The organism is Pseudoalteromonas sp. NFXS39 (assembly GCF_040148775.1).
GTDB classification, from domain to species: Bacteria; Pseudomonadota; Gammaproteobacteria; order Enterobacterales; family Alteromonadaceae; genus Pseudoalteromonas; species Pseudoalteromonas apostichopi.
Genome location: NZ_JAGDEC010000002.1, coordinates 533,252 through 553,744 on the forward strand (window position 1 = coordinate 533,252; position 20,493 = coordinate 553,744).

Below are 20,493 nucleotides of genomic sequence, written 5' to 3' on the forward strand. Positions count from 1 at the left end.
TAAAGAATAGGAAGGGAAGCGTATGCTTCCCTTTTTTTATGTCGATAATAGTCAGATAAAATGAAGTACGTACTCAGACCCTATCAACAAGAGGCCGTAGCACGGACAGTTGCTCACTTTCGACAAACTGATGATGCAGCACTTATTGTGTTACCAACAGGTGCAGGTAAGAGTCTTGTTATTGCTGAACTTGCGCGTATTGCCAAACAAAAAATTATGGTGCTTGTTCATGTTAAAGAGTTGGTAGAGCAAAACGCTGAGAAATACACCAGCTTTGGTTTTAAGGCCAGCATATTTTCAGCGGGTTTAAAGCAAAAGTCTTTAACTGAACAAGTCACCTTTGCAAGTGTGCAGTCACTGGCGCGAAATACAAAACAGCTAACCGACGCCTATTCATTATTGATCATTGATGAATGCCACCGTGTAAGCGGTGATGAAAAAAGCCAATACGGACGGGTGATAGCGAGTCTAAAAAAACAAAATCCTAGTCTTAAAGTACTTGGACTAACCGCGACTCCATTTCGAATGGGCATGGGGTGGGTTTATCATCATCACTATCATGGCTTTGTTAGAGGTGATAGCGATGCGCCATTTAAAAAGTGTATTTTTGAGTTACCACTGCGATATATGATCAAAAATGGCTATTTAACGCCGCCTCACGAGGTGGATGCTGCGATTAGTCATTATGACTTTTCATCACTGCCGAGTGATTCATTTGGTCGTTACAGTGTCGAGAATATGAATGCGTTATTGAAAGATAACACTCGCGCGACAAAAGCTATTATCAACCAAGTAATAGAATATAGTGAGCAGCGTCATGGTGTAATGATCTTTGCTGCAACTGTGATGCACGCCAAAGAAATAACAGGCTACTTACCTGAGCATAATACTGCACTGATTACTGGTGATACCGATAATCAAGAACGCGATAGGATTATTAATCAATTTAAAGCAAAAAAAATAAAGTATTTAGTCAATGTATCAGTACTTACGACAGGCTTTGATGCCCCTCATGTTGATTACATCGCAATTTTAAGGCCTACAGAATCGGTGAGTTTATACCAACAAATTGTAGGTAGGGGACTTCGTTTAAGCGAAGGTAAAGAAGATTGCTTAGTTATTGACTATGCTGGTAATGGCTTTGATTTGTTTTATCCTGAGGTAGGTAGTATCAAAGCACATAGTGATAATGAGCCAGTACAAGTACTCTGCCCTGGTTGTGGGTTTGCGAATATTTTTTGGGGTAAAACTGATAGCGAAGGTAAAGTTGTTGAGCACTTTGGCAGGCGTTGCCAAGGGTTGCTGGAAAATGATGAAGTGCAAGTACAGTGTGATTATCGTTTTCGTTTTAAAGAATGTGAGCACTGTGGTGAACAAAATGACATAGCAGCAAGGCAGTGTCAGTCATGTGGTGCTATGATGGCAGATCCTGATGATAAACTAAGAGAAGCGCTTAATCTAAAAGATGCTTTGGTATTAAGGTGTAGTGGTTTGTCGGCACAGTTGCTTGCTAAAGGTTTACTTAAAATTAGTTACTATGATGAAGACGGTGCAAGTTGTGATGAAGTATTTAATTTAACCAACGATACGGGGCGGTTTATCTTTAATAAGCAATTTGGCAAACGAGCGGCACCCGGTTACAGTCCCGTTGAATGGCAAAGCGCAGAACAAGTTGTTGAATTACAGAAGCAACTACTTGCACCAGACTTTGTGATTGCCCGTAAAAATAAAAAATACGGTTGGAAAGTGGCTGAAAAGCTATTTGATTATCAGGGGAGTTACCGTAAAGCGAATCAATTGAGTTGATTCGCTTTACGAAATTGGGGCAGACCTATTTTTCTTCGGCCATTAAACCCCAGCCGTCACCATAGCCATTGTGACCATTTGCGATGCTCTCTAAGTATTGCTCTGTTTGGCTAAGTAAAGTGTGATCTGGCACCATTTTCACACGAGTAATTACTTCCCACACCCCTGTATCAGGGCATTTGTTTAATTCCGTAGAAGGTGCAAGCTCATCACTTTCAATTACTTTTGAAAATTTTTCTGCTTCTGGTTTTTGTTCAAAAAGAATATAGAAATCGATGGTTTGCATACTGGTTAAGTCGACACCAGCTTCAGCAATTTCAGCTAATAATTGACCGTTTTCGTCATCAGGGAAGTGCATTTAGTCGCTCGTTCATTATAAATCTAGGTATTATCCGCTATTGTAGCGAAAATAAAAGTTTAACGCGTACTAATTTTAACATTTCAATTATGTCAGTGGCTATAACGCTGTGTTAATATCATTTTGTACTCATTTTAGATTATGACTCTTCCAAAAAAGTAAGGATAATTTTTGTATACTCGGCATCTCTATTTTGTCTTTTTGCTTTTCTGTTCTTCGTATAGCCAGTACTCAATTGGTACGGAAGGGATTATTAAAGATTATAAAATACAAGGGATTAGTGGCGAGCTTGAGGGGAACGTTGAGCTTTACATTAAACAACTTGTCGATGAAAAAAACTCTAAGGCTCTAAAGCGTCATGCTAAAAGCCAAGTTGAAATGAGTTTAAAAGCTCTTGGCTACTATAAACCTACCATTAAAATTAGCTTCGATAACGCAGAGCAGCTTTTGATAGTTAATGTTGAACGCGGCCCTGTTACACGAGTTGCAGATATCAAAGTGACTATCACTGGTTCAGGTAAAGATGACGCTGAATTCATGTCTGTAGTCAACAGCATCAAAATAAAACAGGGTGATTTTTTAAATCACGGTAAATATGAGGCCGCTAGAAAACGCATTGAAAGCCAACTATTAGAGTTAGGTTACTTTGATGCAAAATGGCATGAGCATAAATTAGCGGTGTCTTTGAAAAATAATAACGCGAGAGTCATTTTTAATGTTGATACTGGGCCTCGGTACCAGTTTGGTGATATCACAATCGGCAGTGAGACTCCCGCTGAAAAATATATTCGCTCACTAGCGGAGTTTAAACAAGGCCAGCCTTATAAAGCGACTGAGATTTCTGATTACAATTTAGCATTGTCGAGCACGCCTTATTTTGCGAGTGTGCGTGTTTATGCTGACATTGCTAAACGTAAAAATAATCAAGTGCCAATTAATGTTGATGTGTTACATAAACCTGCAAATAGCTTCGAAGTGGGTGGCGGTTATAGCACCGACCTTGGGCCAAAAGTTCGCTTTAAATGGACAAAACCCTGGATCACTGAAGATGGTCATTACTTAGAGAGCAATCTGAATGTATCAGAACGTCAGCAAGATATCTCTATCGGCTATACGGTACCTGTAGATGACCCTAACGATGATTTATGGCGTTTTTCTTTGGGCTACAAACTAGAAGACGAATTAACCAATGATTTATATAGCCGCATATTTACAGGCCAATTACAGCGCCAATGGCTAACAGACGACGATTGGGTACGCACTGCATTTTTAAGGCGTGACTATGAAACTTACCGTATTGGTGATGAAGAGCAAAGTGCAAAAATGTTAATGCCTGGCATCAGTTATGCCAAGAAAGACACTGAAGGAGGCACAACGCCATATAAAGGCTATCAATGGATGATGTCAGCCGAATTTGGTTTAAAAGATATGATGTCTTCAACTAACATTTTGCGATTACAACTGCAAAATGCTTGGTTAACCACGTTTGCAGATCGCCATATGCTGTTTTTAAGAGCCAACCTAGGCGCAATGCTGGTCGATAATATCAATGAAGTTCCTCTATCTTTGCGCTTTTATGCGGGTGGTGACCAAAGTGTGCGTGGTTTTGCTTATGAATCTATTTCGCCTGAAGATGAAAAAGGACGTTTGATAGGTGGTAAATATTTAATGAGCGGAACCGTTGAATATAACTACCAATTTGCCGAGCATTGGCGAGCAGCCTTATTTGTTGATAGTGGTACCGCGACAAATGATTTTACTGATCGTGTAGAAGTTGGGGCTGGTTTTGGTTTTAGGTATTTAACACCGGTTGGTCCTGTGCGTATCGACCATGCTTGGGGTCTGACAAAAGAAAGTAAAAGCACTCGACTAAGTATTACCATAGGGCCTGAAATCTAATGAAGATGTTAAAAAAGATAACCAAGGTTCTATCAATTACATTGACAAGTTTGGCAGTCATTGTGTTTTGTTTGTTGTTCACAGCACCCGGTAATCACTTTATTGCATACTCTGCTAATAAGCTAGTTGATGGCTTAACAATTAAGTTGCCATCAGGGCGTTTTTTATATAACGATGCGTTTGATGTTTTCTTTGAAAACCAAGGTATCATGCTTGATGCAAAGCAACTAAAAGTTGATTTGTTCTGGTGGCGTTGTGATGGTATTTGTATTGAAAATTTAAGCGCCCAGTCGATTGATTTAAATATTAAAAAGCAAGCTTCATCAACTGAACCTCGTAATGAATCAGAGCAAGAAGTAGAACAAGCCACACAAATTAGCTTACCAATAAAAATCACTCTAAACCGAGTTGCAATTAATCGGTTTAGTTTAGTGCATGCCAGTGCCGACGTAACAGTAAATAAATTAAGCCTTGAGGGGCGCGCCGAAGCATCAGACGTCACAGTGAATTCATTGAATATTGCTGACATAGAGGTGTTATTGCATGAAACTAAAGAGCAGCCTAAGTCGACTCCACTAAAGGAGGTACCGGCACTACCAGAAATCGATACTACGCTCCCGGTTAACCTCCAAGTTAATCAATTTCGAATCAGCAAGGTTGCTATTACACCTTCTGGGGTAGAAGAGGCTCAGCTGGTTGAAAATATTGAATTGGTCGCTTCAGTTAATGGCAGTGATATTAACCTTGAAAAACTTGCTGCACGCTATCAGCAATGGCAATTACAAACCAAGCTAACGGCTGAACTCTCTGGTGATAATACTGTTAGTGGCTCGCTGTCGGTAGGTAACACTGAGCATCAAGCTAATTTAACTGTTTTAGGCCCACTTGCTAATTTAAAGTTAGATTTAGTAACTCAGGGGACATACCCAGCAAAGCTAAAAGGGACTGTGAATTTAAGAGAAACAAATTTTCCATTTGATTTAACAGGCCAGATAGAAAAGTGGCAAATTGAAACTAATACACAAAACCTGCAATTAACTGACTTTGATTTACAAGCCAAAGGCCACGCCGATGCTTATGAAGTCGATTTGAGCTTAGTCACACAGTTAGACGCGTTACCGGCAATGACTGTGAAATCGCAACTACAGGGTAGTTTAACAAGTGCAAAACTGAAGCAATTAAACCTTAATGCGAATGACAGTAACGCAGTAGTAACCGCTTCGGTTGATTGGTCAAATGGGGTAAAAAGTCAATTTAAAGGAACTTTGAGTCACTTAAAAGCACAATACTTAACGGATGCACTGAGCAGTGACTTATCCGGTGAGTTTAATGGTTCATTCAATTTACAGGCAAGTGAATGGCAGCTTGCGTTAGATAACACGCAATTAAATGGTTCAATAAATGAAGTTCCTGTGACCTTACTATCGGATTTTGAACTTGATAGCAGCTTACATGCGAGTTTTAAAAAGCTTGAAGTGAAAAGTGGTAAAAATGAAATAGCCTTATCAGGTCAGGTAGATGATGTATGGCGCGTCGAAGGTAAAATGCGTTTAGATGCAAGTGGTCAAGATATCTTGCCTATGCAAGGTAAGGGGTTTGCTGATTTGACTTTACGTGGAAAGCGACTCGCGCCAACGGTTGATTTAAATATGGTACTTCATACGTTGAGTTATCAAGATATCCAGGTCGATGGTTTAACATTAAAAGGGCAATTCGATTATGCCGCAGACTGGCAAACTGACCTGTCACTTATTCTTGATTCTGCAAGTGTAGGCGAACATAAAATTAATCAAATTGAGTTAGATGCCAGTGGAGATAAAACTGATCACCATTTAGCTTTTTTACTCGATGCAGATCAAGGGAAAGCATCATTTGATGTTGACGGTAAATTTAATAAAGAAATCTGGCAAGGTGCGTTAAGTCAGATTCTTGTAACCGATAATCAGGTGCGCTTTGGTACTAATAAGCCGGTTAATATTCAACTAAATACCAAAACCTTTGACTTTAATGTAGCCGCGCACTGCTGGCAAAGCGATAACTCAAAACTATGTTTTGAGACCTTGCAGCAAACTAAACAATTAGGTCAGTTTAATGCAAAGCTTGCTGCGTTATCTATTGCTGAATTTAAACACTTCTTACCAGATAATTTGAAAGTAATTGGCAATGCAAACGGGGAGTTTGTTGCTAATTGGAATAATGGCGCATTGAAAACGATTCGTGCCAATATCAAAACACAGCAGCTAGAAGCATCCTTAATTGATGGTGCAAATGTCTATAAATTACCGGTAGAGGTTTTAGATATCTCGGCAATGAGTGATGCGCAAGTTGGTAAACTTAATGCCACCCTTGATTCATCCGTATTAGGTAAAGTGACTTCACAGCTCAACATTGATGATATACAAAATAAACAGACCTTAGCGGGCGACTTGGTTATTGAGAAAATTGAGTTAACAAACTTAAGACCCTTTATTGCATCACTTGAACAATTAACAGGCGATATTAAAGGCCGTTTAGCAATCGCAGGCACCTTGAAAGAGCCATTACTCAATGGTGAATTTGATGTTGAAAAAATCAATCTAGAAGGGGCAACATTGCCCGTATCGCTGCAAAATTCATATGTAAACATTGCCTTTAATAACCAAAGTGCAAAGCTCACGGGTGAGCTGAAAGACACTGAAGGGGGCGCACTTAACTTATCTGGCGGTGTCGATTGGCAGCAAGATTTACCAGACGTTGACGTGAAATTGAACGGTAAAGAGTTTTTTGTGCGTGCCCAGCAAGATGTTACCTTTAAAGTATCACCAGATTTAACTATGTCATTGAAGAACAATGCGTTTAATCTCGATGGCCAAGTCGTGGTGCCATGGGGTCGAATTGCTATTGAAGAGCTACCAGAGGGCGCAGTACAAGTCAGCGATGATGAAGTGATTGTTGATATTGAGCAGCAACAATCTGAGAAAGTGCCATTTGACTATGCGATAAATTTAAAAGTATTGGTTGAGAATGATGTACGAATAGATTCTTTTGGCCTTAAGTCAAAAGTTGAAGGTGATTTAAATATAAGTATGGACCAAGTCACTCCTATGATAGCAACGGGTGAATTGAACCTAGTAGACGGTACATACCGTGCATTTGGACAAGACTTGCAAATCCGTACTGGTCAGGTGGGGTTTAGTGGCTCAATTGATAAACCTTACTTAAATATCAAAGCGATTCGTAACCCTGATAACACCTCAAATGGTGTTGTGGCAGGGATCACCTTAACAGGTAATGTTGAACAGCCTTCGTTAAAAGTATTTTCAGAGCCAGCGATGGATCAGGGTCAAGCCCTGGCTTATTTGCTAAATGGACAACCTCTTGATGAAGGTGACAGCTCGACCGATGCCATGTTAACACAATTATTGCTTGCCCAAGGTGTAAACCGCAGTGAGGGGGTGGTGTCTAAGATAGGCGAAAGTTTTGGTTTGTCAGATGTAAGCTTAAGTTCGAGTGGTAGTGGTGACGATACAAAAGTTGAGATCTCTGGCTATCTTACACCGGGCATTCAAGTCAAATACAGTGTTGGTATTTTTGATTCGTTAAGTGAAGTTGCTGTGCGCTATCAATTGTTGTCACAATTGTACATTGAGGTGACCAGTGGCCTTTATCAAAATGTTGATATTCTCTATAAATTTGATTGGGATTAATAATGAGCATTGCCTTAATAAGTCGCTTTTACTTGCTTATTGGGGCATAAATTAATAGGCTGAATTGTCAATTACTTAAAAGATAATAACAATGAAATTAAGACTATTAACCTTGTGTCTTGGTGCGGTATTAATTGCACCAACTCATGGAAAAGAAACCACTCAAAAACGTTCTGCTGGCGAAATCATTAAAACTGCCAGCGATAGTGAATGGCGAACTGTTAGTGCCCAGAACATCATTAAACTAACCCTACCTACGGGTGCTGCTTATATTGAACTAAACGATAAATTGGCGCCTACGCACGCAAACAACATGCGACAGCTTGCCAAAGAAGGGTTTTATCAAGGCCTGAGTGTGTATCGCTTTGTTGAAGGATTTGTAGCACAAGGAGGCGATGTCAGCGAAAGCAAATCTGTTAAAAATGCTAAAAAAGCCTTACCCGCTGAGTTTTACTTACGTACCGAGACTTCTCTAAAGATTACAGAGCTCAAAGGACCTGATGGTTATGCAGCTAAAACGGGCTTTTTAAACGGCTTTGCTGTGGCACAAAACCAAAGCCAAACTGAAACATGGCAAGTACATTGCCCTGGTGTTTTTGCTATGGCTCGCGATAATGATATCAATTCAGGTGGTACCGAATTTTATGTGACCATAGGGAATAGCCAGCGCTATTTAGACCGTAACATCACTGTATTTGGTCGCGTTTTAGAAGGGATGGAACATTTTAATCTCTTACAGCGTAAAGCCACTGAAGGTCAGACATTTAACCCCATCACAGATATGCAACTATTAGCAGATATTAAAGACACAGACAACAGTAAATTTCGGGTCATGAAAACAGACTCAAATGCGTTTATAGCCCTCATTGAAGCGCGTAAAAATCGCGTTGAAGCGTGGTTTGTTGAAAGCCCTGATTACATCAATGTTTGTGCAATGCCAATCCCAACAGAGAGGGTGATGCCAACTCGCAATAACCCTTAATCATTTTGAGGGATTAAATCTGTCGCTAACTGCGTTAAATATTACTTATTTACGACTGCATGGATGCAGGAAGTAGAGCAATGCAGGAGCAATTGCCGAGAACAATTAAACAACGAAATTTTTGCCTTGTTATCAACGAGATTTTATTGCCTCAAAACGGTTCACTTAATTAAGCGAATTGGCATAAATAAAGCCATGACCACCTGATAGATTATTTGATACAATATCAATCTATTGGTTAAGAAATATAAGGGTATCGGGTGGTTAACCTAGGTCCGCTGTTCGGCGAATTAAAAACGTGTTTACGCAAAGATCAATTCATCTTCAAAAAACGCCTTCATGGCATCAAAAAAATCAACGATGAAACTAAGCAAGCAAACATAGCGCAAAAAATAGCAGAAGATATTAGCCGTTCTCAGCAATTGCGCGAGCAACGTTTGGCTGCCTTGCCAAAAGTGACTTACCCAGAGCAACTACCAGTTAGCCAAAAGAAAGATGACATTAAACAGGCCATCGCCAATAACCAAGTCGTGATCATTGCCGGTGAAACAGGCTCAGGTAAAACCACGCAGATCCCAAAAATGTGTTTAGAGCTTGGCCGAGGTGTTGATGGATACATTGGCCACACTCAGCCTCGTCGACTCGCTGCACGCAGTGTAGCGAATCGTATTGCAGAAGAAATGCAGTGCGAGCTAGGTCAACAAGTGGGTTTTAAAATTCGCTTTAGCGACCAAGTCTCTGACAATAGCTACATTAAATTGATGACAGACGGTATTTTGCTGGCTGAAATTCAACAAGACAGATACCTAAATCAGTACGATACTATTATCATCGATGAAGCCCACGAACGAAGTCTGAATATCGATTTCATCTTAGGCTATTTAAAAAATTTACTGCCAAAGCGACCAGACTTAAAAGTTATCATCACCTCAGCGACGATTGACCCTGAGCGTTTTTCTAAACATTTTGATAATGCGCCAATTATTGAAGTATCAGGCCGTACTTTCCCAGTAGACGTTCGCTATAGACCAACTACTGAAATCAACAAAGATGATATGGAAGCGGATGGTGACCAATTACAGGGGATTTTTGATGCTGTCGATGAGCTTTGCGATGAAGGCCCCGGCGATATTCTGATTTTCATGAATGGTGAACGAGAAATTCGCGATACTGCTGATGCGTTATCAAAGCGAAACCTCAAAGGCACGGATGTTTTACCGCTCTATTCGCGTTTATCAAACGCTGAACAAAACCGAATTTTTGCGCCGCACAGCCGCCGTCATATTATTTTAGCCACCAACGTTGCTGAAACGTCATTAACGGTGCCAGGTATTCGCTATGTTATCGATCCAGGCACTGCGCGCATTAGCCGTTATAGCTATCGTACTAAGGTACAACGGCTTCCGATCGAACCAATTTCGCAGGCAAGTGCCAATCAGCGAAAAGGCCGCTGTGGTCGTATTGAAGCGGGTATCTGTATTCGCTTATACAGTGAAGAAGACTTTAATTCGCGCCCAGAGTTTACTGATCCTGAAATTTTACGCACCAACTTAGCCTCTGTTATTTTGCAAATGCTCGGTTTGGGACTTGGCGACATGCAGCAGTTTCCGTTTGTGCAAGCGCCTGATAGTCGTAATATTAACGATGGTTTGACGTTGCTTGAAGAACTCGAAGCCATTAAGCCTGCAAAACGTCACAAGAAAACCGAACTGACTAAGTCAGGTAGGAGCTTAAGTCGATTACCGGTAGATCCACGTCTAGCGAAAATGGTGCTAACTGCTGATAGCTTAGGTGCACTGCGTGAAGTGATCATTATTGTTGCGGCATTGTCTATTCAAGATCCAAGAGAACGACCGCAAGAAAAACGTGGCGCAGCAGACGAAAAACATGGTCGTTTTGATGATCCAGATTCAGACTTTATCGCTTTTCTAAATCTGTGGAATTACCTTGAAGAGCAGCAATCAGAATTGAGCAATAGCCAATTTAGAAAGTTATGCCAAAAGGACTTCTTAGCCTATATGCGCATCCGTGAATGGCAAGATATAGTCTATCAGCTATCGACGGTTTGTAATGAAATGGGCATGAAGGCTACCACCAATGTTGCTGATAGTGACCGAATCCATCAATCTTTATTAAGCGGTATGTTAAGCCATATTGGTTTTAAGGATGAAAAACAGCTTTATAAAGGTGCACGCAATAGCCAGTTCCATATTTTCCCTGGCTCAGGCTTATTTAAAAAGAGCCCAAAATGGATTATGTCGGCAGAGCTTGTTGAAACGAGCAAGCTTTATGCTCGAATCAACGCGCGTATAGACTTGAAATGGGTTGAAGGCTTTGCGCAACATCTAGTTAAGCGCAGCTACAGCGAACCGCATTGGGAGAAAAAGCCTGGTGCAGTTATCGCGTTTGAACAGCAAACCTTGTATGGGCTGTTAATTGTTAATAAGCGCCGCTGTGTGTATAGCAATATTGATCCTAAAGTCAGTCGTGAGTTGTTTATTCGTACAGCTTTAGTAGAACAAGAGCTGGGTCAAAATGAAGGGTTTTTACAGTATAATCAAGAGTTAATTGAAGATATTCAGGTACTCGAAAATAAATCACGTCGGCGTGATATCTTGGTCGATGAACAAACCTTATTTGAATTCTACGACAAGAAAATTCCACAAGATATAAATAATCGTGCCGCATTTAATAAGTGGTGGAAAGGCCAAAAGCAAAAGGATAAGCGCTTTTTGCACATGTCTCGAGAAGAGTTAATGCAGCATGGTGCTGATCATGTCACTGAGTTTGACTACCCTGATACTTGGCAGCAGGACAACTTGTTATTACCTCTGGCTTATCATTTTGATCCGGGTCAGGCAGTCGATGGTGTTGCGGTACAAATTCCGGTAGCGCTTCTAAACCAAGTACAAGAAACAGGCTTTGATTGGCACATTCCAGCATTTAGACATGAGTTAATTTGTGCGCTAATTAAGTCGCTACCAAAGACAATTCGTCGCAACTTTGTGCCTGCACCAAACTACGCCGACGCCGTACTCGCTGCAATTGAGCCTATGCAAGGCAGCCTAATTGATGCAATCAGCACTCGTTTGTTACGTATGACAGGGGTTCGTGTGGAGTCTGATGCGTGGGACTTATCAACCCTTGCTCCGCATTTACGCTTGCAGTTTGAAGTACGTGATGAACACAATAAGTTACTCGCTCGTGGTTTAAACTTGGCAAAGCTGAAAGCCCAGTTACAAGGCAAGGTAACGGATACCTTATCGAAAGTTGCCGACAAGGGCATAGAGAAAGCCGATTTGACCGAGTGGAGCTTTGGTGAGTTACCAAGCTCTTATGTGAAAAAGCAGGGTCAATACGAAATCAAAGCCTTTCCAGCACTCGTGGATAAGAAAGATTCTGCAGCGGTTGAGCTATTTGATAATGAATACAAAGCACAGCAGGCGCACCAACAAGGTTTACGTCGCTTAGTATTATTAAATGTGCCATCACCGATTAAATATTTACAGCAAAATTTACCAAATAAATCTAAATTAGGTTTGTACTTTAACCCTTTTGGTAAGGTGAATGACCTAATTAATGATTGTATCGCCGCAGCAGTGGATAGCCTATTAACTAAATATGGCAACATCCGTACTGCAGATGCATTTGAAAAAGCGAAGGAGCAAATTCGCGGAGAGCTCGGTGATACTGTTGTTGAGATTGCCACCCAAGTAGAGCAAGTGCTGAGTATAGCTCATGGCTTAAATAAACGTATGAAAGGTCGTGTTGATTTAACTATGATCACGGCGCACGGTGATATTAAATCACAGTTACAAAGCTTGGTGTTTAAAGGCTTTGTCAGCCAGCATGGTGCAGCAAAAATGACGGATTTAATTCGTTACTTAAAAGCCATTGAACGACGCTTAGAAAAATTACCAGTCGACCCTAATCGTGACAGGCTGTGCGTGCTTGAACTTGAAAAAGTGGCTGAGCAATATCAAAAGTTAGCGAATAAAATTCCTAAGGGTATGCCTATTCCCGAAGAAATAAGCGCGATATTTTGGATGCAACAGGAGTTACGTGTTTCTTTATTTGCACAAACACTAGGGACGCCTTATCCTGTATCTGCTAAACGTGTTTTAAACGCAATCAAAGAATGTGAGTTATAATACTAAGGAATGAGCAGTGAGCTAAGCGCTTCCTTGCTTTAAGTTACAAACACAAATGCTAAAAGGAGATTATGTGGGCATTGAAAAGGAAAGACCGATCTCAGTTCCTGAGCGAGCGGTAAATCGACCGCGACCAAGCATTTTGGTCGTTGATGATGAATATTTTAATTTTGAAATGCTCAAAGCAAGCCTTGGAGATGAGTTTTCGTTAAGCTATGCAAACTCAGGCACATCGTGTTTAACGTCAGCCATAGCTGAGCCGCCAGATGCTATACTGTTAGATGTTTGTATGCCGGGCTTAGATGGTTATGATACTTGTCGATTACTAAAAAACACCCCAGAAACAGAGCAAATCCCTGTTGTCATGGTGTCTGGCCTTGAAACCGAGCTTGAACAAAAAGCGGGGTTTGATGCTGGGTGCGACGCCTATGTAGTGAAGCCTTTTTCTGTTAAAACATTAATAGAGAAAATAAAAACACTGGTATAGGAGGCCATATGTTTCATGAGGAGAAACGCGACTTTCGCCGCATGCAAATTCATACCCCTGCAAAACTTATCCCGTTAGATGTTGCTAATGGCGCAGAAATTGAGGCGATATGCACTGACTTAAGTGCAACAGGGCTTGCAATTCATCTTGATGAAGCTTTAGAAATAGGCCGTCTTTATCGCGTGTTAATTGCTTCGACTAGCACCGCTATTACCTCATTTGATGCTACAGCACGGGTGATACGAGCAACCAAGGAGCAAGATGGCTCCTTGAGTGCCGGTTTAGAAATTGTAAATTTTAACTAATCTCTTTGCTTAGTATACTTTACAGATTAGGCCTTTAAGATAAAAACCTTCAGGGTAGCTGCCAGCAATCGGGTGGTCGGCAGCTTGATTTAGTCGCTCCATGATCAATAAGTCTTTACCTGCATCAAGGGCAGCATCCGCAACCACTTTCTGAAATAAATTTTGTTCCATTAACCCAGAACATGAAAATGTCAGTAAGGTTCCCCCAGGCTTTAAGATTTGCATCGCAATCATATTGATATCTTTATAACCACGGCATGCTCCGGTCAATTGTGCTTTATTATCAGCAAATTTAGGTGGATCCATTACAATAGTATCAAATTGCACACCTTCATCACGGTATTGGCGTAACAGCTTAAAGACATCTTGCTTGACGAAATCAACTTTAGATAAATCAAGGTTATTATGCTCAACATTACGCTTAGCAGTATCAAGCGCTGGTTGTGATACATCGACGTTAGTGACGTGTTTACAACCGCCACGCAAAGCATAAAGTGAGAATGTACCTGTGTAGCTAAAGCAGTTTAATACTGTTTTGTCTTTCACAAAGCGTTCAAGCGCAGCGCGGCTGTCACGCTGGTCTAAATAAAAACCTGTTTTATGGCCCTCAATAATGTCTACTTCAAGCTTTAAGCCATTTTCTTCGATTAGTACTGGTTCAGTTGGCTCTTTACCCCAAAGTATACCTTTGATTGGTTCAAGGCCTTCTTTAGTACGAACATCAACGTCTGAGCGTTCGTAGACATCGCAGCCAGGAAAAATAGTCATAAGTGCAGCGACTATTTCACCTTTATGTCGCTCTGCGCCTGCACTTAGGAGTTGGCAAACCAGTACATTGTCAAATTTATCGATCGTGATGCCTGGTAAATAGTCAGATTCAGCGGCACTTAAACGAAAACCTGTTAAACCACCTTCACTGATCACCTGCTGTCGAGCATCATAAGCACGGCGTAAACGCTTTTCAAAAAATGCCTGGTCAATCACTTCGTTTTTATCAAAGCTCCATACGCGAGCACGAATTTGCGATTGCGGGCTGTAAGCAGCAATGGCTAAAAATTTACCGTCATTATCATAGATAGTGACAGTATCACCTAGTCCTGGCTTACCCTTTACTTTCTTAATGGCTTTTGAGAACACCCACGGGTGTTTTCTTTTTAATGATTTTTCTCGTCCAGCTTGCAGGTAAATAGCAGATGACATAGGGATTCTCGCGTCAAACAAAAGGGGGCATAGTTTAATGAAGCGCTGACAAACATACAATGAATGTTTTGAACAAATCCAGCAACCACGCTAAAGTAAGCATAATTTCAATTAGTTAATGGTGATAGCCTGTATATGCAGCCAGAAATAGACTTTGCAGTTTTAGAAACTCAGTGTCGAGACTTTATTTTGTCTTTACTTCATGCCGATGTCGCACACGATATTAGCCATATTGAGCGAGTAGTTAGGGTTGCTAAACAGTTATGTATTGCAGAGCAGGCCAACATGGCTGTGGTGTTACCTGCAGCTTGGTTACATGATTGTGTTGCGGTTGCAAAAAACCACCCAGATCGGGCAAAAGCATCGACCATGGCTGCAGACAAGGCGTTAAGTTTTTTAGCCTCAATTAATTATCCAGAGCAGTATTTCAGTGCCATTCATCATGCTATTGTGGCACATAGCTTTAGTGCCAATATCAAAGTCGAAAGTGTCGAAGCGCAAATAGTACAAGACGCAGATCGAATGGATGCATTAGGTGCAATCGGTGTTAGCCGCTGTATGAAGGTAGGGGGCTCAATTGGTCGCTATCTGTACCATAAAGACGATCCATTTTGCTTAAACCGCGAACCCGATGATACAAAATACACCCTCGATCATTTTTTCATTAAGCTGTTAAACATTAGCGAGAGTATGAACACGCCATCAGCGAAAGATGAAGCCAAAAGACGCACAGCTTATATGCTCGAATTTTTAGAACAGTTAAAAACAGAAATTGGCGAGTAATATGGCTATTCCATCTTTATGTGGTGTTGACCATTGCCACTTAAATGTTGATGATTTAGCTAAAGCTGTTGGCTGGTATCAACAGGTACTTGGTTTTACCGTCGTTCCTGAGCTTGCTTTTTGGGATGAAGGAAAAGGTCCGTTAACCCTAGAAGATCAAGCAAAAACGATTCGTCTGGCACTGTTTGAAGCTGAGGGTAGAAGCAAGGGGATTGCTTTTGGCGCAAATGCAGCACAGTTTCTAGAATGGCTTGAACATTTAGCTCAATTTGATATTAAAACTGTTGTTGCCGACCATGGTGTTACTTACTCAATGTATTTTAAAGATTGTGCTGGTAATAGCCATGAAATTACTTCGCATGATTATGAAGCAATTAAAAAAGGCCTCAAATGAGGCCTTTAATTCGCCATTAGCTGGTATAAGTGTTTTTGATTTCTATGATGCTATCTATTTGGCCGATAAATAAATCAACTAATTGCGGATCAAAATGCTTACCTGCCTCATCTTTTAATAAGTCGAGGGCTTCTTCAATCGACCAGGCTTTTTTATAGGGGCGTTTTGAGGTTAAAGCATCAAATACATCAGCAATAGCTACAATACGTCCTTCAATACTGATTTCTTTGCCTTTAAGGCCATACGGATAACCCGTACCATCCCACTTTTCATGGTGTTCAAGGGCAAGCTTATGAGCTAATTGTAATAGCGGCGAAGGTGAGTTTTCTAAAATCTTCGCACCTATTAAAGCATGTTGTTTCATGTGCTCGTATTCGTTTTCGTTTAAGCGCCCAGGTTTCAAAAGCACGGCGTCGGGAATACCGATTTTACCAACATCATGCATTGGGGCAGCCTGTTTAAGCTGCTCGGCTTCATACTCACTCATGCCATAGGCAAGGGCGAGTACTTTACTGTAGCGGCTCATTCTTGCGATATGCTCACCGGTGTCAGTGTCTTTATATTCGGCAGCTCGACCTAAACGTTGAATCAAATCAATATGAGCTAATTGCAGTTGCTCAGCTTGCACCAGAGATAAGTGATTTTTAACCCGAGCCCTGACAATTGCGGGGCTAATTGGTTTGGTAATATAATCGACTGCACCAAGAGCAAAGCCTTCAGATTCATCTTGTTCATGTGAAAGTGCCGTAACAAAGATAACAGGAATATGCGCTGTTTTAGGATTTGCTTTTAACACTTTACAGACTTCGAAGCCGCTCATATCGGGCATCATAATATCGAGCAAAATCAACTTAGGTGGTTCATTCTCAATAAGTTGAAGAGCAAGTTCCCCAGATTTAGCAAACGATAAGCGATAATCGTTAGCAAGTACTTCACGGATCACTTTTAAATTTGCAGGTTCATCATCGACGACCAAAATCTTTGCACGTTCTGAGAGTTGTGTCATAGGTGTTCCTTAGCAGCTTGGACTGTATGCTTTAAAGTTAATAAAGCGGTACTTGCTGCATCAAAGTCAAAGTTTTCAAAATGCGCACAAATTTCAACAACCTGCTCTTTATAGGTTGTAGGTGCTTGGGATTGCACCAGGCTTAATAAATCATCGTCTATTTCTGCATGCTCAGCTTGCTCTTGCAGTGTGTCAATTTGGCTAATAAATGCGTCCAATGACACTTCGTGTATACGTTGCTGTTGTGAACTGGGCTGCTGCTGATCTGCAAGCAATGCAATTAGAGTTTGCCATTCTTGTTCGCATTCGGCAATGAGTGAAGGGAAGCTTTCCTTTTCACGTTCTTTCTCAGCGTTTGATAACAAATATAATAATTTTGCTAGGGCTAAATTACCTGCGACTCCTTTAAGAGTATGCAAAATTAATTTTTGTTCGTTTTCACTGAGTTTTTGATCCTTCAGTCGTAGAATGCTCTGTTGATGATTGCTTAGGAATAAGCCAATTTCCATATTTAACTTCTCTTTGCTTCCCCACATCAAAACACCTTTGTCGTAGTTGATGTGTTTTCTTTCATCACGCATTTTATTACTAGTGACTTTATTTACTTCTAAACCAAGCACTTTCGCGATTTCATGGTTCAGCTGGTTAATATCAACAGGTTTATTTGCAAAACCATTCATCCCGGCTTGCTTTGTAGTAATTTTATCTTGTTGTAAAACACTCGCCGTTAAAGCGATGATAGGAGTAATTTTTAAGCATCTGACTTTTTCAATTTCACGGATTTCCTTACAGGCAGTTATTCCGTCACATTCTGGCATATGTATATCCATTAAAATCACATCAAAGTTTTGTTGCTCAAATGCAGCAATGGCTTCAAGGCCATTCTGAGCGGTAACTACTGTGTGCCCAGCTTGAGATAATAAAATATTGAGCAGCTCAATATTTTGCTCAATATCATCAACCACTAATATTTGAAGCTTTGGTAAATTCAATTGATTACAAGAAAATACATCTACTTTGTTAATATCACCCTCTTGCAAAGGAAGGGTGAAGTAAAAGCAACTTCCTTTTCCTTCTTCACTATTAGCATCAATTGAACCGCCCATTAATTCAACAAGCTGTTTACTAATAGTGGTGCCTAAACCTGTGCCACCAAAGCGGCGTGTCATAGTACCGTCAGCTTGTTCAAATGGCTGGAAAATAGCATCTAAGCGGTGCTTCGCTATGCCAATACCACTGTCTTGCACTTCAAAAAGTAATTGCTTATCTGGAGTTTGACTTACAGTAATCGTTACAGAACCTTGTTCTGTAAATTTAATGGCATTACCAATGAGATTATTCATCACTTGGCGAATTCGGGATTCATCGCCAATATAAATAGGCGCAACATTATCAGCGATGATCAAATCAAGCAGGATATCTTTTCGCTTAGCTTCGAGCCAAAAGGTCGATACGATGTTGTCGAGTAGCGCTTGTAAGTTAAAGTGCTCAGCGTGAATATCGAGTTTGCCTTTTTCTAATTTTGCAGAATCAAGGACTTCATTGAGTAAATGCAGCAGTGAGCGAGCTGATTTATTCACTGTAATAATATGCTTTTGTTGCTCTTTACTGAGTGGGCTATCCATTAATATGTCGCTAAAGCCAATTATTGCATTCATTGGTGTGCGTATTTCATGACTCATATTTGCCATAAATGATTGTTTTGCTTGTGCTGCAGCTTCAGCTTCTTGTTTTGCTTGTTTAAGTGACTCTTCATATTCGTGACGAGTAGTGATATCAATGAGTACACCATCGATCCACTTTTGGTCAGAGTCACTATTTTCGTTAATTGTTCCTTGGTCTAAAACCCACACAACTTTTCCACTTCGGTGGCGAATGCGGTATTCAACAGCATATTGGTTTTTTTCTGCTATGGCTTTTTCAATAACTTCATCAATATGCACTACATCATCATTATTAATGATTTGAGCAAATGTAACTGTGCCATTGGTAAACTCTTCAGGGCTATATCCTGTTAAGTCAGCAACACTTGGGCTTATAAATTTCATCGTCCAGTGTTCATCTAACAAGCAACGAAATACAGCGCCGGGGGTATTGTTCATTAACGTACGATATTGCTTCTCTTTTTCTTCAAGACTTTGCTGCAGTGCACGTTGCTCTGTTAGATCGGTTATAAAGCCAACAAATAGTGTTTCTGCATTAGGCTGTTTTACTTCACCAAGTCCTAGGCGAATAGGGAATAAGTGACCATCTTTATGTTTTGCATAGACATTTCGGTTAACGCCAATGACTTTTTTAACTTCATGCCTGCTACTATCAGCTAAATAATCATCGTGCTGAGCAGCAATATCGTCGTTCATTAATAGTTTTACATTTTTGCCTAGTACTTCGTCTTGGCGCCAACCAAAAATAGTTTCTGCTGATTTATTAAAGCTTAAAATAATGCCATGAATATTAATCGTGACGATGCCATCTATTGCAGTGCCTAAAATGGCATCTAGGCGCGACTCTTCTGCTGATTTTTCTGCAAGTAATAAACGAAAACGCACCATGCCATTAATAATCCCAACCAGAGCGGTTAATAATACGGTGGCAAATGAAACGCTAATGGCGATAAAAGTAAGTTGCGACGTTTGCACGTTTTCGGATAACAAAGGTGAGGTTGCGACAAAACGTGTTGCCGCCATGCCCATGTAATGCATTCCTGCGACTGCAAAGCCAAAAATAATGGCGCAAATGACACGGGTTTGTAGCATGGTTAGCTTTTTAAAATGTTCGCTAAGATGAAAGCGCGCATATAAGCCTACAAAAGATAAAGCAATTGCCACCACAATTGATGCTGCAAACCAAACTGGATCGTAGCGAAGTAGAGGGCTCATTTGCATGGCAGCCATGCCTGAATAGTGCATGGTTCCTATACCTGACCCCAGCAACACAGAAGCAATTAGAAGTTTAATTGTTTTTGGAATTTGCTTTAAATCTTTGCGTCTCAAAAATGAAAAAGCGGTGTAGCAGGCTAAAAATGCAGGTATGAATGAAAAAAATGTCAGAGTTGGGTCGTACTCAACGTTGGTGCACAAAGAAAAAGCTAACATACCAATAAAGTGCATGCTCCAAATCCCGCCTGACATAACCAAAGCACCGGTTGCACTGCCTAATTTTCGGTATGAATTAAAGTGAGTTCTGTTCGCTAAATCAATGATATGGAGTGAAAAATAAGCAGCAAAGATAGCGGTAGCAATAGAAAGTACAACTAAGCTTGGATCATAAACACCGCTGACAATTAGGCTGGGGTCTTGATTGGTAATAAAAAATTTTGCGAGCATAATATTTTTTTGAAACGGCTTATAAAGCTAGTTTAATACAAATTATTGTTAAATTAGAGAAAAACCTATCACTTAAGTACGTAGTATTGAAAACCTTGACTATATTTAAT

General features: G+C 40.5%; 13 protein-coding genes. 9 read left to right on the top strand and 4 right to left on the bottom strand.

The window, feature by feature from the left end:
• The first annotated feature begins 60 nt into the window (after positions 1-60).
• Positions 61-1,806 carry a DNA repair helicase RadD gene (gene radD / locus J3455_RS05945; RefSeq protein ID WP_349561342.1) on the top strand — a complete coding sequence of 582 codons (1,746 nt, stop codon included), beginning with the start codon at positions 61-63 and terminating at the stop codon, positions 1,804-1,806.
• Between the two features lie 25 nt (positions 1,807-1,831).
• Here the strand turns inward: radD and J3455_RS05950 are convergent, their stop codons facing one another.
• Positions 1,832-2,164, bottom strand: coding sequence for a ribonuclease E inhibitor RraB (locus tag J3455_RS05950; RefSeq protein WP_130051822.1), 333 nt, complete (start codon positions 2,162-2,164; stop codon positions 1,832-1,834).
• A gap of 171 nt (positions 2,165-2,335) precedes the next feature.
• Between J3455_RS05950 and J3455_RS05955 the strand changes: the two genes are divergently transcribed.
• From J3455_RS05955 to J3455_RS05980, 6 genes are all read left to right on the top strand, one after another.
• Positions 2,336-4,063: an autotransporter assembly complex protein TamA gene (locus tag J3455_RS05955; protein ID WP_502935089.1), complete on the top strand. Its 1,728-nt coding sequence runs from the start codon at positions 2,336-2,338 to the stop codon at positions 4,061-4,063.
• The gene (gene tamB, locus J3455_RS05960) at positions 4,063-7,749 is read left to right on the top strand and encodes an autotransporter assembly complex protein TamB (protein ID WP_349561343.1); all 3,687 of its coding nucleotides are present in this window, start codon (positions 4,063-4,065) and stop codon (positions 7,747-7,749) included. The genes J3455_RS05955 and tamB overlap by 1 nt, the downstream gene beginning before the upstream one ends.
• A 91-nt stretch (positions 7,750-7,840) precedes the next feature.
• Positions 7,841-8,731, top strand: a complete 891-nt coding sequence (locus J3455_RS05965; RefSeq protein WP_349561345.1) for a peptidylprolyl isomerase — start codon at positions 7,841-7,843, stop codon at positions 8,729-8,731.
• A 260-nt stretch (positions 8,732-8,991) separates the two neighbouring features.
• The gene (hrpA, locus tag J3455_RS05970) at positions 8,992-12,882 is read left to right on the top strand and encodes an ATP-dependent RNA helicase HrpA (protein WP_349561346.1); all 3,891 of its coding nucleotides are present in this window, start codon (positions 8,992-8,994) and stop codon (positions 12,880-12,882) included.
• A 73-nt stretch (positions 12,883-12,955) separates the two neighbouring features.
• The gene (locus J3455_RS05975; protein ID WP_256855174.1) at positions 12,956-13,369 is read left to right on the top strand and encodes a response regulator; all 414 of its coding nucleotides are present in this window, start codon (positions 12,956-12,958) and stop codon (positions 13,367-13,369) included.
• An 8-nt stretch (positions 13,370-13,377) separates the two neighbouring features.
• The gene (locus J3455_RS05980; protein WP_130051816.1) at positions 13,378-13,674 is read left to right on the top strand and encodes a PilZ domain-containing protein; all 297 of its coding nucleotides are present in this window, start codon (positions 13,378-13,380) and stop codon (positions 13,672-13,674) included.
• A gap of 9 nt (positions 13,675-13,683) precedes the next feature.
• Here J3455_RS05980 and J3455_RS05985 read toward each other — a convergent pair whose 3' ends face one another.
• Positions 13,684-14,874, bottom strand: coding sequence for a class I SAM-dependent methyltransferase (locus tag J3455_RS05985; protein WP_348708709.1), 1,191 nt, complete (start codon positions 14,872-14,874; stop codon positions 13,684-13,686).
• A gap of 135 nt (positions 14,875-15,009) precedes the next feature.
• On the opposite strand from J3455_RS05985, the gene J3455_RS05990 reads away from it, so the two are divergent.
• Both J3455_RS05990 and J3455_RS05995 read left to right on the top strand, forming a co-directional pair.
• Complete coding sequence (locus J3455_RS05990) at positions 15,010-15,657, top strand: HD domain-containing protein (RefSeq protein WP_167658871.1); 648 nt, start codon at positions 15,010-15,012, stop codon at positions 15,655-15,657.
• A gap of 1 nt (position 15,658) precedes the next feature.
• Positions 15,659-16,051 (top strand): VOC family protein, encoded by a 393-nt coding sequence (locus tag J3455_RS05995; RefSeq protein WP_130051813.1) that lies wholly within the window; start codon positions 15,659-15,661, stop codon positions 16,049-16,051.
• Positions 16,052-16,067: 16 nt separating this feature from the next.
• On the opposite strand, the gene J3455_RS06000 is transcribed toward J3455_RS05995, so the two are convergent.
• A complete protein-coding gene (locus tag J3455_RS06000) occupies positions 16,068-17,057 on the bottom strand; it encodes a response regulator (RefSeq protein WP_167658872.1) in 990 nt (329 codons plus the stop codon).
• Positions 17,054-20,383: a PAS domain S-box protein gene (locus J3455_RS06005; RefSeq protein WP_167658873.1), complete on the bottom strand. Its 3,330-nt coding sequence runs from the start codon at positions 20,381-20,383 to the stop codon at positions 17,054-17,056. Before J3455_RS06005 ends, J3455_RS06000 begins: the two co-directional genes overlap by 4 nt.
• Positions 20,384-20,493: the final 110 nt, after the last annotated feature.

Coding starts and splice junctions, on each gene's coding strand:
- J3455_RS05990 (WP_167658871.1), top strand. CDS start 15,010: ATGCAGCCAGAAATAGACTTTGCAGTTTTAGAAACTCAGTGTCGAGAC.
- J3455_RS05985 (WP_348708709.1), bottom strand. CDS start 14,874: ATGTCATCTGCTATTTACCTGCAAGCTGGACGAGAAAAATCATTAAAA.
- J3455_RS05980 (WP_130051816.1), top strand. CDS start 13,378: ATGTTTCATGAGGAGAAACGCGACTTTCGCCGCATGCAAATTCATACC.
- J3455_RS05950 (WP_130051822.1), bottom strand. CDS start 2,164: ATGCACTTCCCTGATGACGAAAACGGTCAATTATTAGCTGAAATTGCT.
- J3455_RS05995 (WP_130051813.1), top strand. CDS start 15,659: ATGGCTATTCCATCTTTATGTGGTGTTGACCATTGCCACTTAAATGTT.
- radD (WP_349561342.1), top strand. CDS start 61: ATGAAGTACGTACTCAGACCCTATCAACAAGAGGCCGTAGCACGGACA.
- J3455_RS06000 (WP_167658872.1), bottom strand. CDS start 17,057: ATGACACAACTCTCAGAACGTGCAAAGATTTTGGTCGTCGATGATGAA.
- J3455_RS05965 (WP_349561345.1), top strand. CDS start 7,841: ATGAAATTAAGACTATTAACCTTGTGTCTTGGTGCGGTATTAATTGCA.
- tamB (WP_349561343.1), top strand. CDS start 4,063: ATGAAGATGTTAAAAAAGATAACCAAGGTTCTATCAATTACATTGACA.
- J3455_RS06005 (WP_167658873.1), bottom strand. CDS start 20,383: ATGCTCGCAAAATTTTTTATTACCAATCAAGACCCCAGCCTAATTGTC.